The organism is Cupriavidus phytohabitans (genome assembly GCF_017815025.1).
Classification (GTDB): Bacteria; Pseudomonadota; Gammaproteobacteria; order Burkholderiales; family Burkholderiaceae; genus Cupriavidus.
The window spans coordinates 136,856-153,520 of sequence record NZ_JAGIQB010000002.1; the positions used below are offsets into that span (position 1 = coordinate 136,856).

The window sequence follows — 16,665 nt, forward strand, 5'->3', positions numbered from 1 at the left end:
CGACGATCGTGGCGAAGCGCGCCCGCGCCGCTTCGAAGGCAATGAATCGCGTCCGCCGCGGCGCTCTGGCGATGACGACAACCGCCCCCGCCGCTATGGCGACGATCGTGGCGAAGCGCGCCCGCGCCGCTTCGAAGGCGAATCACGTCCGCCGCGGCGCTTTGGCGACGACGACAACCGCCCCCGCCGCTATGGCGACGATCGCGGCGAAGCACGCCCGCGCCGCTTCGAAGGCGAAGCGCGTCCGCCGCGGCGCTTTGGCGACGATGACAACCGTCCGCGGCGTTACGGCGACGACGAAAGCCGTCCCCGTCGTCCTGCCCCCACCGGCGAACGCCGCCGCGAGGGCTCGGCGCCGGCGCGCCGCTTCAGCGACGCCGCCGACCGCATCCGCACCGCCGGCACATCCCGGCCGCAGGCACCGTCCCCGCGCCCGCAGCAGCCCGCGCGCGACGATGCCGCGCCCGAGGCTACCCATGACGACGGCCTGGTGCGCCTGTCCAAGCGCATGTCCGAACTCGGCCTGTGCTCGCGCCGCGAAGCCGACGAATGGATTCCGCGCGGCTGGGTGCTGGTCGACGGCAAGCCGGTGACCGAACTGGGCAGCCGCATCCGCCCGGATGCCGAGATCGAGATCCTGCAGGAAGCGCGCTCCGAACAGGGCGAGCGCGTCACCGTGCTGCTGCACAAGCCGGTGGGATACGTCTCCGGCCAGGCCGAAGACGGCTACGAGCCGGCGGCTGTGCTGTTCACCGCCGAGAACCAGTGGGAAGGCGACACCACGCGCAAGCGCTTCGCCCCGTGGCAACGCAAGAGCCTGGCGCCCGCTGGCCGCCTCGATATCGACTCCACCGGCCTGCTGGTGCTGACGCAGGATGGCCGCGTCGCGCGCGCGCTGATCGGTGAGGATTCGAACGTCGAGAAGGAATACCTGGTGCGGGTGGTCTGGCATGGCCCGCAAGGCGCGGTCGAGCGCAATGTCAGCGAGGTGTTCCCCGCCGACCAGCTCGAACTGCTGCGCCATGGCCTGTCGCTGGATGGCGTGCTGCTCAAGCCGGCCAAGGTCAGCTGGCAGAACGAAGAGCAGCTGCGCTTCGTGCTGCGCGAGGGCCGCAAGCGCCAGATCCGCCGGATGTGCGAGCAGGTCGGGCTGGAAGTCGTTGGCCTGAAGCGCGTGCGCATGGGCCGCGTAGTGCTGGGCGACCTGCCGCCGGGGCAGTGGCGGTTCCTGGGGCAGTTTGAGAAGTTCTGATGGAAAAAAAGCGGCCGGGATGGCCGCTTTTTTGGGTTCGGCTGCCACGCCTGGCACCAGCCTGATCCCTTGCCAATTGTGTGCTCCCTCTCCCGCTTGCGGGAGAGGGTTGGGGTGAGGGCCGACATGTCCACGAAGTGAAGCACTCCACTTCGTTGATGCTCCGGCCCTCACCCCCGCCCCCTCTCCCGCGAGCGGGAGAGGGGAGCAAACCAGCAGCGTACTTACCCGCGTCGCTGTCAGTCGTCGCTATTGGCCGGCAAATCCGGAAACAGGATTTCGGTAAACCCGAACCTCGAAAAATCCTTGATCCGCATCGGATAAAGAATGCCCTGCAGGTGGTCGCACTCATGCTGCACCACGCGCGCATGGAAGCCCTCGGCGACCCGCTCGATCCGGTTGCCCATCAGGTCATACCCGCTGTACTTCAGCCGCACATGCCGCGGCACCACCCCGCGCAGGCCGGGCACCGACAGGCACCCTTCCCAGCCGTCTTCCAGCTCGTCCGACAGCATCTCCAACACGGGGTTCATCAGCACTGTCTTGGGCACCATCGGCGCATCGGGATAGCGCGGGTTGCGGTCGAAGCCGAAGATCACCACCTGCAGGTCCACGCCGATCTGCGGTGCGGCCAGCCCGGCGCCGTTGGCGTGATCCATGGTGTCGAACATGTCTTCGATCAGCGTGCGCAGTTCCGGCGTATTGAAACGCTCCACCTTGCGCGCCACCTGCAGCAGGCGCGGATCGCCCATCTTGAGAATCTCGCGGATCATGGCTGTTTCCTGTTTCCCCGGCTTATTCCTGCGCGGGCGCAGCGCCCACTTCTGCCAGCAACGCAAGCATGCCTGCCTCGTCCAGCACCGGCACGCCCAGCGCCTCGGCCTTGTCCAGCTTGCTGCCGGCTTCGGCGCCAGCGACCACGTAGTCGGTCTTCTTCGACACCGAACCCGCCACCTTGGCGCCCGCGGCTTCGAGCAATTCCTTGGCGTCCTCGCGCGACATGGTCGGCAGCGTGCCGGTCAGCACGAAGGTCTTGCCCGACAGCGGTGCCGGTGCCCTGGCGGCCGGCTCGCTTTCCGGCCAGTGTACCCCTGCCGCGCGCAGTTGTTCGATGACCTCGACGTTATGTGGCTCGCCAAAGAAATGCGCAATCGACTGCGCCACCACCGGGCCGACGTCATTGACCTCCAGCAACGCGGCTTCGTCGGCGGCCATCAGCCCATCGAGCTTGCCGAAATGCCTGGCGAGATCCTTGGCGGTGGCCTCGCCCACATGGCGGATGCCTAGCGCGAAGATGAAGCGGTTCATCGTCGTCTCGCGCGACGTCTCGATCGCCGCGACGAGGTTGGTCGCCGACTTGTCGGCCATGCGCTCCAGCGCCGCCAGCTTGGCCACGCCAAGCTTGTACAGGTCTGCCGGCGTGCGCACGATGCCGTGGTCGACCAGTTGCTCGACTACCTTGTCGCCCAGCCCTTCGATATCCATGGCACGGCGCTGCGCAAAGTGCAGCAGCGCCTGCTTGCGCTGCGCCGCGCAGATCAGGCCGCCGGTGCAGCGCGCGATCGCCTCGTCTTCCAGCCGCTCGATATGCGAACCGCAAACCGGGCAAGCCGTCGGCATCACGAAGGCACGCGCATCCGCCGGCCGGCGCTCGGCCACAACCGCCACGACCTCCGGAATCACGTCGCCCGCGCGGCGCACAATCACGGTGTCGCCGATATGGACGTCCTTGCGGCGGATTTCGTCCTCGTTATGCAGCGTGGCATTGGTCACGGTCACGCCGCCGACGAACACGGGCTGCAGCCGCGCCACCGGCGTGATCGCGCCGGTACGGCCAACCTGCACCTCGATGTCCTCGACGATGGTGGTCATTTCCTGCGCCGGGAACTTGTGCGCCAGCGCAAAGCGCGGCGCGCGCGAGACAAAGCCCAGCCGGTCCTGCTCGGCCAGCGCGTTGACCTTGTAGACCACGCCGTCGATGTCGTACGGCAGGTCGTCGCGGCGCTGGCCGATATCGCGATAGAAATCGAGCAGCCCCTGCGCGCCCTTGACTACGGCCCTCTCCTTGCACACCGGCAGGCCCAGCGCATCGAAGCCGTCGAGCATGGCGCTGTGCGTGGGCGGACGATCCACGCCCTGCAGCTCGCCCAGTCCATAGGCGAAGAACGACAGCGGCCGCTTTGCGGTGATGCGCGGATCAAGCTGGCGCAGGCTGCCGGCAGCGGCATTGCGCGGATTGACGAAGGTCTTTTCGCCAGCCTCCGCCTGGCGTGCGTTCAGCTTGTCGAAGTCGCGGCGATACATGAAGACTTCGCCTCGCACTTCCAGCACCGCGGGCGCCTGGCCGCGCAGCTTCAAGGGGATCGCCTTGATGGTGCGCACGTTGACGGTCACGTCCTCGCCGGTCTCGCCATCGCCGCGGGTGGCGGCCTGCACCAGCCGGCCGTCTTCATAGCGCAGCGACATGGCCAACCCGTCGAACTTCAGCTCGCAGGAATACTCGACCGCTTCGGCCGCGCTGAACAGGTCGGCCTCGCCAGCCGCGGGCGCGCTGCGGCCCAGGCCCTGCGCGCAGCGGCGGTCGAAGCTGAGCACGTCGTCGTCGGCGAAGCCGTTGTTCAGTGACAGCATCGGCACGCGGTGGCGCACCGTGTCGAAGGCGGCCAGCGCCTCGCCGCCGACGCGCTGCGTGGGCGAATCCGGCGACTGCAGCTCGGGATGCTCGAGCTCGAGCGCCATCAGTTCGCTGAACAGCGCGTCGTACTCGGCATCCGGGATGGTGGGTGCGTCCAGCACGTAGTACTGGTAGCTGTGGCGGTTGAGCTCATCGTGCAGCCAGGCGACGCGCCTGGCTGCGGCTTCGGGCGGCAAGCCGCCGGCGGGCGCGGAGGCTTCAGCCTGCGCGCCGCGTGGTTTTGCGGTCATGGCAGGCTCCGGCTAGACGCTGAACAACCGCAGCGCCACCGGCGAGCCGGCTGGCATGCCGCGCGCTTCGAGCTTCTGGTACAGCGTTTCCAGCTGGCTGAAGATGGCAATGAACGAGGCTTCGGTCAGCGGACGCATGTTGTCGTCGACCAGCTGCGCGCCCATGCGCTGGGCCAGCGTGTTGCCGTACTCGCAGACCGTCTTGAACGGCTTGGCGCCCTGGTCAGCCAGCGGCACGTCGAGCAGCAGCGTGATCTGGCGCCCGGATTTGACCGTCAAGTCATCGCGCAGGAAGTTGGTGTCGCCGAACTGCAGCGTGAACAGCGGGCGCTGCACGCCTTCGGCATTCGCCTGGTAGCGGATGAAGCGCGTGCCGTCGCGCGACAGCACCAGCCCGTCCTGGGTGGCCACGTTCTGCACGTAGGCGGCCGACCACGGCGCGCCGTCGGAAATCACGTTGACGCCCAGCTGCACGTCGCTGCCGGCGGCAAAGCCATCGAGCTCGCGCGCATTGGCCACGGTCTCGCTCATGTCGGGCAGGTCGGCTGAGGCGTCGAGCGCCTCGGCCAGCGATTCCACCGCCGTGATGAACTCGGAAAACTCCAGCGCATTGAGCGGGCCGCTGCGGTTGGCCAGCTGCACGCCAACCTGCAGGTCTTCGTACTGGTGGCCGGCGGTGACCGGCTCCCACGCATTGGCTTCGGCGCGCAAACCCTCGATGTGGACCTGCTTGGTGCCGGCACGGCGCAGCCTGCCGGTCAGCGGCAGGATGCGGTCACCGGAAGCCTTGCGCTCCAGGTGCAGCGGCACGATGCAGTCGATCAACGGATCGACCACGGCCGGCGCGGGCTGGCCGTCGGGAACGGCGGCGACCGGGGCGGGGACCGGTGCTGGCGCGGGCGCCGCAGCGGGCACCGGCGCAGCGGCGGCCGCGGGGGTCGGCGCGGGGGTCGGCGCCGGGGCGGATACAGCCTCGGCTTGGTCGGCTTGGCCGGCTTCGTCGGCTTCATCGCCTTCGGCGCCGGGCGCGGCCTGCACCACGCCGGCAGCCACCGCGACTTCTTCCGCCACGGCCTCGTCGGCATCGGCGGTACTGGCTGCGGCCGCGGCAGCGGCGGCCACGTGGTTGGGCTGCGACGACGGTGCCGCAGGCGTGCCCGGCGCCAGCGTCGGCTCGCGCCGCTGCACCGACTCCGGGCTGGCCTCGTGCAGCCGCGCCGCGGTTTCGGGCGAAGTAGCCTGGCCGACCACCGGCTCGCGCATCGGCGGCAGGTCGTCCTCGGGACTCAGCTCGCGGGGACGGCGCGCCTTGCGGATCTGCCACTGGTTGTAGCCAAACAGCAGCACCAGGAATACCAAGCCCGCGACGATCAGCGCGGTCTGCAGGTCCATGTTCAGCTTCATGCTGCAATCTCCAAAGCGCCCATATTGGTCACAGCACTGTGGTGTCGGTTGCGCGCAGCATTGGCGGACGTGCGCCTCCCCGCGGCACGGGATCCCTGCTTACCGCTCATGCTGCAATCTCCAAAGCGTCCATGTTGATCACAGCATGGTGGTGTCGGTTGCGCGCAGCATTCGCGGACGTGCGCCGCCCCGCTGCGCGGGGCCCCTGCTTACTGCTCATGCTGCCTCCGCCATCGAAACCGCCGCGTCCATATCCACGGCCACGATCCGCGAAACGCCCTGCTCCTGCATGGTTACGCCAATGAGTTGATGAGCCATTTCCATGGCGATCTTGTTATGTGAGATGAAAACGAATTGAGTCTTGTCCGACATGCGTGCCACCATGTTGGCATAGCGTTCGGTGTTGGCATCGTCCAGCGGCGCGTCCACCTCGTCCAGCAGGCAGAACGGCGCGGGGTTGAGCTGGAACATCGCAAACACCAGCGCGATCGCGGTCAGCGCCTTCTCGCCGCCCGACAGCAGGTGGATGGTCGAGTTCTTCTTGCCCGGGGGCTGCGCCATCACCTGCACGCCGGCGTCGAGGATTTCTTCGCCGGTCATGATCAGGCGCGCCTGGCCACCGCCGAACAGCGACGGGAACAGCTCGCCGAAATGGTGGTTGACCTGGTCGAAAGTGCCTTGCAGCAGCGCACGGGTTTCCTGGTCGATCTTGGCGATCGCGTCTTCCAGCGTGTTGATGGCGTCGTTCAGGTCGGCCGACTGCGCATCGAGGAAGGTCTTGCGCTCGCGCGCCGCTGCCAGTTCGTCGAGCGCGGCCATGTTGACCGGGCCCAGCGCGTTGATGGCGTTGTTGATGCGCGTGACTTCGCCCTGCAGGTACGACGGCTTCAGGTCGCCGGTGAGCTTGTGCGCCAGCCCTTCCTCGTCGACCTGTGCCGCAGTCAGCTGCTCGCTGAACTGCTCCTGGTTCAGGCGCGCGGCCTGCTCCTTGAGCTGCAGCTCGGTGATGCGGTCGCGCAGCGGCTGCAGGCTGCGTTCGGCGGCCAGCCGCTGTTCGTCGAACTGGCGCAGCTGCGCCGACAGCGCATCGAGTTCGGTGCGCGCGGCGGTGAGCTTTTCTTCCTTCTCGGCGCGCAGTTCCAGCGCGTCCTGCAGGCCGGTATGCGCGGTCTGCTCGTTGATGGTTTCCAGCTCGGCGCGGGCGTTCTCCAGCGATTCGGCGATGCGCTCGGCCTGGTCGGCCGCCACCTGGATATTGCGGCGCAGTTCGTCGATGCGGCTGGACAGGTTGCGCTCGGCAAAGAGCGCTTCCTGCGCGGCGCGCTCGAAGTCGCGCAGCTGGTGGCGCGCGCCCGAGAGCTTGCTGTCCAGCGCCTCGAAGGCCATCTGCTGGTCTTCGTGCGAGGCCTGCATCTCGGCCAGCGCGGCGTCGTGCTGCTCGAAGCTGGCTTCGGATTCCGCGCGGATCGCGCGTTGTTCATCGATCTGCGCGTGGATTTCTTCCAGCTCCTCGCGGATCTGGCCGCTGCGGGCGGAGTAGCGCTCCATCGCCTGCGACAGCTTGAGCACGTCCATCTGCAGCGCATGCACGCGGCGCGTGGCCTGCTCGGCGCGCGCGCGGGCCTCGCCCAGCGCCTGGCTGGCCTGCGTGTACGCGGCCTCGGCGCGCACCGCCTGGGTCCTGGCTTCGTCCGACAGCAGCGCCTGCGCGCGCGCCTGCTTCTGCAGGTTTTCGATTTCCTGCTCGCGCGCCAGCATGCCGGCCTGCTCGGAATCGGCGGCGTAGATCTGGATCGCGTTGCGGCCAACGACGTGGCCCTCGGCCACCACGAACGACGCGCCTTCGGGCAGCGTGCCGCGCGCGGCCAAGGCCTGCGCCATGTCGGTGGCAACAAAGATATCCGCCAGCCAGTCCTGCATCACCGCGCGGATGCCCGGCTCGGTGATCTGTACCAGCGACATCAGCGGGCGCAGCCCCGCCGGCGTTTCCAGCGGACGGGCGGCGGCCGGGGGCGAGTAGAACGCCAGCTTGGCCGGCGGCGCGTCCGTCAGGAAGGCCTTGACCCAGTCCAGGTTCGACACTTCCAGCGCGTTCAGCTTCTCGCGCAGCACGGATTCGAGCGCGTTTTCCCAGCCTGGCTCGATATGGACCTTCTTCCACAGGCGTGGCAGCTCGGCCAGCTCGTGCTTCGCCAGCCAGGGCTGCACCTTGCCGTCGGTCTGCACGTTCTCCTGCAACTGGCGCAGCGCATGCAGGCGCGCTTCGAGCGAGGCAATCGCAGCGGCTTCGCTGTGCACGCGCGCCTGTGCGGCGCGGCGCTCTTCATCGAGGCGCGGCACGCTTTCTTCAGCATCGGCCAGCACGGCCTGGGCTTCCTCGACCAGCGCCTCTTGCTCGGCCAGCTCGGCGCGGCCCTGTTCCAGCCGGGTTTCGTCCGGGCGGTCCAGGCCCTTTTCCTCTGCTGACAGGCGTTCGCGGCGCTGCTCCAGCTGCTGCAGCATCTGGTCGGCGCTGCGCTGCTGCGCTGCCTCCAGCTTGAGCGCCTGCTCGGCCTGCATGATGCCGGCACGCTGCTCGTTGAGCAGTTGCTGGGCATCGCGCCACTGCGCTTCCAGCGTCGGCAGCTCGTCGTTCTTGTGCGCGACGGCCTCCTGCGCCTCGACCGTGCGGCCTTCGGCCACCGCCAGGTCTTCCTCGGCCTGCGCGAGTTCGTCGGTGGCCTGTTCAGCCTTGCCCTGCCATTGTTCGCGTTGCGCGGTCAGCGCGGCAATCTGGGCCTGCACGCGGTTGCGCGACTCCACCACGTAGCGGATCTCGGCCTCGAGCTTGCTGACCTGGGCGTTGGCTTCGTACAGCGCACCCTGCGCCGCGTGCATGCCATCCGACGCGGCATAGTGCGCGGCGCGCATGGTCTCCAGCTCGGCCTCGACATGGCGCAACTGCGCGGTCTGTGCTTCCAGGTCGATCTGGGCCTGCCCGATCGCGCGCTGGTGGCGCTCCTGCTCGACCTGCGCCTCGCGCTTGCGCAGCAGCCACAGCAGGTGCTGCTTTTCTTCGCCATCGGACTGCAGCGTCTTGAAACGCTGGGCGACTTCGGCCTGGCCTTCCAGCTTTTCCAGGTTGGTGCCGAGTTCGCGCAGGATGTCCTCGACGCGGGTCAGGTTCTCGCGCGTGTCGGACAGGCGGTTCTCCGTCTCGCGGCGGCGTTCCTTGTACTTGGACACCCCCGCGGCCTCTTCCAGGAAGATGCGCATGTCATCGGGCTTGGCCTCGATGATGCGCGAGATCATGCCCTGCCCGATAATGGCGTAGGCGCGCGGACCCAGGCCCGTGCCCAGGAAGATGTCCTGGATGTCGCGCCGGCGTACCGGCTGGTTGTTGATGTAGTAGGACGAGGTGCCGTCGCGGGTCAGCACGCGCTTGACCGCCACTTCGGCGTACTGGCTCCACTGGCCGGCGGCGCGGCCCTCGGCGTTGTCGAACACCAGTTCGACGCTGGCCCGGCCGGCCTGCTTGCGCGCCGTGGAACCGTTGAAGATCACGTCCTGCATGGACTCGCCGCGCAGCTCGGAAGCGCGTGACTCGCCCAGCACCCAGCGCACCGCGTCGATGATGTTGGATTTGCCGCAGCCGTTGGGTCCGACGATGCCGACCAGCTGGCCCGGCACCTGGAAATTGGTGGGATCGACAAATGACTTGAAGCCCGCCAGCTTGATCGAGGATAGTCGCACGGTTTCTCGTGTGGTATCGGCCACCAGCGGTCCGTCTTGGGGTACCGCCCGCGGCCTGGTATCGGGGCTATGGCAATGTTCAGAAGCCGGGCTGCGCGGGAGCCGGCGCGGCGTGCCGCCTGCGCCTCAAAATACCCCCCGGGCCCGAGAATTGGGGCTAATCATACCATCGCAGATGCCTTCGCCGGCCCGTTTGGCGGTTGCCCCGGCGTCATATCCCTCTGCTGTTTTCCTTTGCTTTTCCGTCCCTTACAGGCGATTCCGCATGCACTTTGGCATCCGTCCGCTGCGCGCGAGCCGGCGCGCATGGGAAGCGGCCGGGAAACTAATTAGGGTAAATGCTAGTCTCTGCTCTGTCGGCGTGATCCCGGATTCGCTCAGGGAGACACGCGCCATGAAAGCCCCCCGAAGCCCTGCCCTTGCGCAATTTCCAGGAGGACCCAGCATGCGTGAACCGTCGGCGGCCGCCCGGCCGTGGTCTGTCAGCGACATCAATTACCAGGCAATCGAGTCAGAGCGTGTCCGCAGCGACCGCGACTTGTTCTACTTGCTGGTGTCGGCATCGTTTATCGAAAGCGGCTCCGACACCTATGCCGGCAATCTCGCCACTTACTACGCCCGCGTACCGGACGCCGCCGGCTGGCTTTCCGAGCACTGGGAGGCCGAGGAATTGCAGCACGGCCTGGCGCTGCGCCGCTATATCGAGCAAGTCTGGCCGGAATTTGATTGGGAAGCCGGCTATGCGTGCTTTTTCGACGAGTACAGCGAAACCTGCTCGATCGATCAGTTCGAGCCAACCGAGGCACTGGAAATGGCCGCCCGCTGCGTGGTCGAAACCGGCACTGCCGCCTATTACCGCGCGCTGGAGCAGGCCAGCGACGAGCCAGTGCTGCGTGACCTGGCCCGCCGCATCGCCAACGACGAGGTGCGGCATTACAAGCACTTCTACCAGTTCTACAACCGCTTCGCGGGGTCGGAACGGCTGGGCCGGATGCGCGTGTTCCGCGCGCTGGCGCGCCGGCTGCTGGAAATCAAGAACGAGGATGCCGCCATCGCGCTGCGCAATGTGCTGCGTATGGAACGCGGCGTCGAAGAGATCCCCGACGAGGAAGTGAAGGCGCTGAATTCCCGTGTCAGCGCCTTGATCCGCAAGAACCTGCCGATCAAGATGACGGTGAAAATGCTGCTGCGCCCGCTACACCTGCACAGCGGCGTGGAACGGGCGGTCCGCAAGCCGCTGGTGGCGGTGGTGTCGCGGGTGATGCTGCACTGAGCGGACGCCCCGGCCGCCAGCCGCCGCGTGCCTGCCGGGCCTCGTAGGCTTTCAGGTGGCTGTACGCGACTTGCAGCAACGACAATGGGCCGCCCTGCTGCGCCGCCCCGCGCGCGATCAGGTCACCGAGGATGTGGTCGGCCTCCGTCCGGGAGCGGTTTTCGACGTCACAGAGCATCGAGGCAGTCAGCGGCGACGGGGTCAGCAGCATCTGCCAGGCGCGCGCGTTGAAATCCGGGAACATCGCGAAGCGGTTCTACCGCACCACGGCACGGCACGGCAGTCAGCCAGAATGCCTTCAATGACGCGCCTGCCGTCCGGCGTGCCAAGGATGTCTCCACAGAATGTCCGCTGCGCTTTGCATTGGGCTGCCTGCGTACTATGCTTCAGCGACAACCAATAGTGTCCTGCTGCGCCTTGCATGTCCGGGGGATTTGAAGAGAGCGCACCGCATGGCGCTCGAAGGCGGGAAACATCATGTGTTTCTTTCTTCACAAAGCTTGCTGCATGCAACTGGCAGTGCTCTGCCTGTTCAGCGTCCCCACCTTTGCCTACGAAGTCGCCCCGGTCAGCGGCGGCGGCAAGATCGAAGGCAAGGTCACCTTCCAGGGCACCGTCCCGATCCGCAAGATCATCCCCACCAAGGACCGCGAAGTCTGCGGCGGCCCGCGCGATGAACCACAGATCCGCGTAGGCGCCGGCAAGGGCGTGCAGGATGCCGTCGTGTACCTGAAGGAAGTGCCCAAAGGCAAGGCTTGGGGTGCACCCGACAAGGTCCCGGTACTCGACCAGGAACACTGCATTTTCAAGCCTGCGGTGCAGGTGGTCCGCCCCGGCAAGCTTGAAGTGACCAGTTCCGATCCGATACTGCACAACACCCACGGCTTCTACGGAAAGCGCACGGCATTCAACCTTGCGCTACCCGAGAAAGGGGTCAAGATCACGCGCGAACTGCCGCGGCCCGGGCTGGTCAGGGTCGAGTGCGACGCGCACGGCTGGATGCTGGCCCATATCTACGTCGCCGATAGTCCGTACTACGCGCTGACCGGCGAAGACGGCAGCTTCCGCATTGACGACGTTCCGCCAGGCAATTACACCCTGGTCGCCACGCAGTACTACACCGGCGACACCGAGACGCCAGTCACGGTAGCCGGCGGCCAGACCGCGAAACTCTCGATCGAACTCAAAAAGAAATAAAAAAGGTTCAGTTTCGCCGCTGCCATTTTCATCACCCCCCGGGGAGCGGAGGACCGCCAGATGAACTCATTCGAACTCGAACGACGCGAGTTGCACCGGACCCTGGCCGGTCCGGGCGATCGCCCGGAAGGCGCGGTATGGACGCGCCGCACATTCCTGCACCAGGCGCTGCTCAAAGGCGTTGCGGGCGCCGCCGCATGCGGATTCTTCCCGCTCCTCAACACTCTCGACGTGGCCTACGGGCAGACCGGCCAAAACTTCCGTTTTGCCTGGGTCTCCGACACGCACCTCTACCCCAGGGAGCTCAACTCCCGCTTCGTGGAAAAGACGGTGCGCGCCTTCAGGGAAGTGCAGGCGATGAATCCGCCAGCCGACTTCATGATCTTCGGCGGCGACCTGGCGCAGCTGGGCGAACCCGTCGAACTGCAGCTCGGCGCCGAACTGCTCAAGGAAGTGAAGATCCGCAAGGTCTTCATCCCCGGCGAGCACGACTGGTACCTCGACATGGGGTCGACGTGGAACAAGACCTTCGGCAACACGCCCTGGACTTTCGACCATAAAGGCGTGCGCGTGATCGGCCTGAACACGATCGCCGGCGCACCGGACTTCTGGACGGCACGCAAGATGACGCCGAAAGAGCGCATGGGCCATATGGCCACGCTTGACGGCACGCTGGGCGGTGCCTGGTCGGTCATCGGCGAAAAGCAATTGCGCTGGCTCAACAGCACGCTGTCGAACTGGCCCAAGAGCAGCCCGGTGATCCTGTTCACGCATACGCCGCTGTACGAGTACTACCCGCCGTGGAATTTCTGGATCCGCGACTGGCGCGAGGCGCATGAAATCCTCAAGCCTTACGCCAACGTCACCAATGTCCACGGCCATACGCACCAGGTGCTCTACAACGAGATCGGCAAGGTGCGCTCGATCGGCATGCTGGCCACGTCGTGGCCATGGCCCTACGCGCCGGAAGGCGTGCCGCTGCTGACCAAGCCGATGATTCGCGCCGATCCGGGCGATCACTTCGACGGCGTGGGCTGGAGCACGCTGACCATGACCCCGCAGGGACGCTTGGAAAACGAATACAAGATGTGGCGCAAGGCGGTTTTCGCAGATCAACCGGCGGATTCCGGCACTGAGGACAACCGCAACCAGGTCCTCAGCCCGCGCATCGCCGACCGGATCTAGACCGGCCAGCACCCTTGATCCGGCGCAGCAATGCGTGAGGAGCGAATGATGAAGAACGACATATGGCATGCCCGTGCGCTGACGGCGGGCGTAGCCGTGTTGCTGCTGCTCGGCTACGACAGCGACCGGCCCATGGCACACAAGGAACCCCACACCGCAGATCAGTTGAAGGCGTTTGAAGAGGTGTTCATGGAACAGGTAAAGGTCGGAGACCAGCTGTTCCACGGCGATCCCGGCGCGCAGAAGCAGCTGAACGTCAAGCTGTCGAACACTGGCGTGGCCTGCGCCATGTGCCACCCGTACGCGTCGGACACCCACCCGCATGAGTTTCCCAAGTTCCAGGAGCAGATGAACGAGTTCGCCACGCTGCGCGACATGATCAACTGGTGCATCGAGAAACCCAACGAAGGCGAGAAGATCGACCCCAACGGGCCCGCCATGAAAGCGCTGGAAGCCTACATCTACTACTCGAACCGAAACAGCAAGCTCGATCCGGGCAGGCACTGAGCGTCTGGCAGGCTGCGACTACGAAGGGAGCGAAAAGCATATGACTGCCGCCCGCGCGACATCGGCCCCATCCGAAGCATTTCCCGACCTGGATTCGCTGATCGACCGCGGGCTTATTCTCAAGTGGCTCTACTGGGGATTGTTCTGGCTGATGTTCACGCCCAGCATCGGCGTGACCATCTCAAGCCTGTTCAACTACCCCGACTACCTCGGGACCTCGCAATACCTGACCTTCGGCCGCTTGCGGCCGATGCATGTCAATGGCGTGATCTTCGGCGCCTTCTCCACGCTGTTCATCGGCCTGTGCCACTACCTGCTGCCGCGCCTGTGCGGCGTACCGGTCTGGAAAGGCCGGTGGGGACACTGGCTGGTGTGGGTGTGGAACCTGGGCCTGGTTGCCGGCATGGTGTCGCTGATGCTGGGCTATAACCAGGGCCTGGAAGCCGGCGAATTCCCGCTGGCGATCGACGCCGTCATCTTCTTCGTGGTGACGGTCACCACCGTGCAGTTCCTGATGACAATCGCGCACCGGCGCGAGCCGCAGCTCTACGTGGCGGTGTGGTACCTGATCGGCGCCTTTGTCTGGACCGTGATGAACCTGGTACTGGGCAGCTTTATCCTGCCTTACACCATCACCGGCATCAACAGCGCCGCCTTCCACGGACTGTTCATCCACTACATCGTGGGACTGTGGATCACGCCTGCCGGCTACGTGCTGATCTACTACTTCCTGCCGGCAAGCGTGCAGAACCCGGTCTACAGCCACAAGCTGTCGCTGGTGGGGTTCTGGTCGCTTGCGCTCTTCTACCCCTTCGTCGGCATCCACCATTACCTGTACAGCCCCATTGCCGACTGGGCCGAGACGCTCGCGATCATCACCTCGATGCTGCTGATCGTGCCGGTGTGGACGGTATTGCAGAACTTCTTCGGCACCATGGTGGGCCGCTGGCATACCTTTACCCAGAACCTGACCGCCAAATTCCTGATCATGGGTTCGCTGATGTATCTGGCGGGGTGTTTCCAGGGCTCGACCGAAGCCCTGCGCGCGATCCAGCAACCTACGCATTTCAGCGACTTCGTCATCTCGCACTCGCACCTGACGGTGTTCGGCACCTTCGTGGTGTGGGCCATCGGCGGCACGGTCTATGTAATACCCAGACTGGTGGCGCGGCCGCTGTGGTCGCCGGGGCTCGGCAACTGGTCGTTCTGGCTGATCACCTTCGGCATCAGCCTGATGGGACTGGACCTGACCATGGCCGGCCTGCAGCAGGGCTACATGCTGATGGCGGGCGTGGAATGGGTGGACTCGCTGGTGGCGATCCGGCCCTACTGGCTGGTGCGCACCACGGCCGGCATTTCGATGGACATCGGTATGTCGCTGCTGGTCTATAACCTGATGCGCACCGTGCTGTCGGCCGAGCCCGCCACGGCACCGAGCGCCGCGGGCGCCGTACGCGGAGCGTCCACATGAGCCCGCGCCGCCCCGATGGCCGCTACGGCCTGCGTTTCTACGCGCTGATCGCGGGATTCGGCTGCATCTCGCTGGCTGCCTTCGTGCAGGGCGTGCTGCCGATGCTGGAGCCGCAGTCGCGCACCGACAAGGTCACCCAGGTGGTGCGCACCGACCTGGGCGAACTCAAGTGGATGGAAGCGCGCGCCACCGACTACACGCCGCTGCAGCTGCGCGGTCGCGAGGTCTATACGCGCGAAGGCTGCTGGTACTGCCACTCGCAGTTCGTGCGCCCGGTCACCGGCGAGACCCGGCGCTGGGGCCCGGTCGCCCAGGCCGGCGAGTACGCGTTCGACCTGCCGCACCTGTTCTCGACACGGCGCATCGGACCGGATCTCTCGCGCGTCGGCCTGAAGTTCAGCGATGCCTGGCACCTGGCGCATTTCTGGGACCCGCGCATGCTGTCGCCCGACTCGATCATGCCGCGCTTCTCCGCGCTGTTTTCCGAGCCGCACACCGCAAGGCTGGTGACCGACCAGCAGGGCCGCCGCACCATCGAGAACACGCCCGCGACCCGGCAGTTGTTCGATTTCGGCAGCAGCGAGACCATCGCGCTGACACCCAATCAGGCCGGCCTGCTCTATGTCCCGGAGCGCGGGAAGTACCCCGTGATCCTGACCCCCAACAAGGAATTCACCGGCGAGACCGTGGTCCTGATCGCCGACACCGAAGACCTGCGCGCGTTGGTGGCCTACCTGCAGAAACTCGGCACCAACCGCGGCAAGTGGCGCGACCGCTTCGAACCGCAGCAGATGGAGGCCTCGCAGACGAGCGTCCCGCGTTCAGAGGAATGGATTGCGCACGGGAAGAACGTGTATGAGCGTCGCTGCCTTGGCTGCCATGGCGTCAAGGGCGACGGCAACGGGCCGGCCGCCGCGTTCATGCAGAAAGACCGCCCGCGCAACTTCACGCTGGGCGTATTCAAGTTCCGGCTCACGCCATCGGGCTCCATGCCGGATGACGGCGACTTGCTGCGCACTATCACGCGCGGCGTGCGCGGTACGGCGATGCCGAGCTGGCACGAACTGCCGGAGAAAGACCGGCTGGCGGTGATCCAGTACATCAAGTACGTGCTGGCGGCAGACCGCAGCAACCCGGACAAGCCTTATTTCTATTTCCTCGAAGAACCGCCGCTCGCGCCGATCTTTATCGGCGTGCCGCCCAAGCCCTCGGCAGAACTGGTCCAGCGCGGCAAGCAGGCCTGGGACCGCGCCAAATGCTGGGAGTGCCACGGGCGCAGCGGCAAGGGCGACGGCGAGAAGGCGGCCGGGCTCGAGGACGATTTCGGCTTCCCGATCCCGCCGGCCAACCTGACCACCGGGCAGTTCAAGTCCGGGGCATCGGTGAAAGACATCTTCCGCACCATGAGCACGGGACTCTCGGGCACGCCGATGCCGTCGTTCAGCGACACGGTGTCCGAGGACGACCGCTGGGCGCTGGCCTATTTCGTCCTGTCGCTGTCGGCCTACACCGATCCGCTGACCGGCCAGCCGCTGCCGATTCCGCCAGAGCAGAAGGCCGCGCTGAACGACCCCGGCCTGCGCGCGGAGGAATCGCGGCAGGCCTATCGTCCCGCCGGGGCCGCCCAGCCCGGCCCGCCAAGCACCTATGCCGGCGAGGCGTGGGCCAGACGGCACGGCTTCGCCTTCGCCGACGAGCGCTAGCCAGAGAGGCATCAAT

Annotated in this window: 11 protein-coding genes and 1 pseudogene; 7 read left to right on the plus strand and 5 right to left on the minus strand. The window is 66.3% G+C overall.

The features are described 5' to 3' along the window. The coding region (locus tag J8I34_RS01960) for a pseudouridine synthase (protein WP_209805212.1) at positions 1-1,252 on the plus strand (1,252 nt) is incomplete at its 5' end. 239 nt (positions 1,253-1,491) lie between these two features. On the opposite strand, the gene def is transcribed toward J8I34_RS01960, so the two are convergent. The 4 genes from def to smc all read right to left on the minus strand — a co-directional run bounded on the left by def (position 1,492) and on the right by smc (position 9,313). After that, a complete protein-coding gene (def, locus tag J8I34_RS01965; protein ID WP_209805213.1) occupies positions 1,492-2,025 on the minus strand; it encodes a peptide deformylase in 534 nt (177 codons plus the stop codon). A gap of 22 nt (positions 2,026-2,047) precedes the next feature. Continuing rightward, complete coding sequence (gene ligA / locus J8I34_RS01970; protein ID WP_209775270.1) at positions 2,048-4,177, minus strand: NAD-dependent DNA ligase LigA; 2,130 nt, start codon at positions 4,175-4,177, stop codon at positions 2,048-2,050. Between the two features lie 12 nt (positions 4,178-4,189). Further along, positions 4,190-5,581: a cell division protein ZipA C-terminal FtsZ-binding domain-containing protein gene (locus tag J8I34_RS01975; protein ID WP_209805214.1), complete on the minus strand. Its 1,392-nt coding sequence runs from the start codon at positions 5,579-5,581 to the stop codon at positions 4,190-4,192. A 216-nt stretch (positions 5,582-5,797) separates the two neighbouring features. Next, positions 5,798-9,313 carry a chromosome segregation protein SMC gene (smc, locus tag J8I34_RS01980; protein ID WP_029045843.1) on the minus strand — a complete coding sequence of 1,172 codons (3,516 nt, stop codon included), beginning with the start codon at positions 9,311-9,313 and terminating at the stop codon, positions 5,798-5,800. Positions 9,314-9,758: 445 nt separating this feature from the next. Between smc and J8I34_RS01985 the strand changes: the two genes are divergently transcribed. Further along, entirely contained in the window at positions 9,759-10,586 is an 828-nt protein-coding gene (locus J8I34_RS01985) for a ferritin family protein (protein WP_209805215.1), read from the plus strand. 25 nt (positions 10,587-10,611) lie between these two features. Here the strand turns inward: J8I34_RS01985 and J8I34_RS35435 are convergent. After that, positions 10,612-10,985: pseudogene (locus J8I34_RS35435) on the minus strand (ketopantoate reductase C-terminal domain-containing protein); the annotation flags it as partial. Between the two features lie 108 nt (positions 10,986-11,093). Between J8I34_RS35435 and J8I34_RS01995 the strand changes: the two are divergent. Genes J8I34_RS01995 through J8I34_RS02015 form a run of 5 tightly spaced genes read left to right on the plus strand, consistent with a single transcriptional unit; the run spans position 11,094 to position 16,649 of the window. Further along, a complete protein-coding gene (locus tag J8I34_RS01995) occupies positions 11,094-11,783 on the plus strand; it encodes a carboxypeptidase regulatory-like domain-containing protein (protein WP_209775267.1) in 690 nt (229 codons plus the stop codon). A 60-nt stretch (positions 11,784-11,843) separates the two neighbouring features. Beyond that, complete coding sequence (locus tag J8I34_RS02000) at positions 11,844-12,968, plus strand: metallophosphoesterase family protein (RefSeq protein WP_209805216.1); 1,125 nt, start codon at positions 11,844-11,846, stop codon at positions 12,966-12,968. A 48-nt stretch (positions 12,969-13,016) separates the two neighbouring features. Continuing rightward, a complete protein-coding gene (locus tag J8I34_RS02005; RefSeq protein WP_209775265.1) occupies positions 13,017-13,475 on the plus strand; it encodes a hypothetical protein in 459 nt (152 codons plus the stop codon). A 40-nt stretch (positions 13,476-13,515) separates the two neighbouring features. Continuing rightward, positions 13,516-14,946 (plus strand): cbb3-type cytochrome c oxidase subunit I, encoded by a 1,431-nt coding sequence (locus tag J8I34_RS02010; protein WP_209805217.1) that lies wholly within the window; start codon positions 13,516-13,518, stop codon positions 14,944-14,946. Further along, a complete protein-coding gene (locus J8I34_RS02015; RefSeq protein WP_209805218.1) occupies positions 14,943-16,649 on the plus strand; it encodes a cbb3-type cytochrome c oxidase subunit II in 1,707 nt (568 codons plus the stop codon). Before J8I34_RS02010 ends, J8I34_RS02015 begins: the two co-directional genes overlap by 4 nt. Positions 16,650-16,665: the final 16 nt, after the last annotated feature.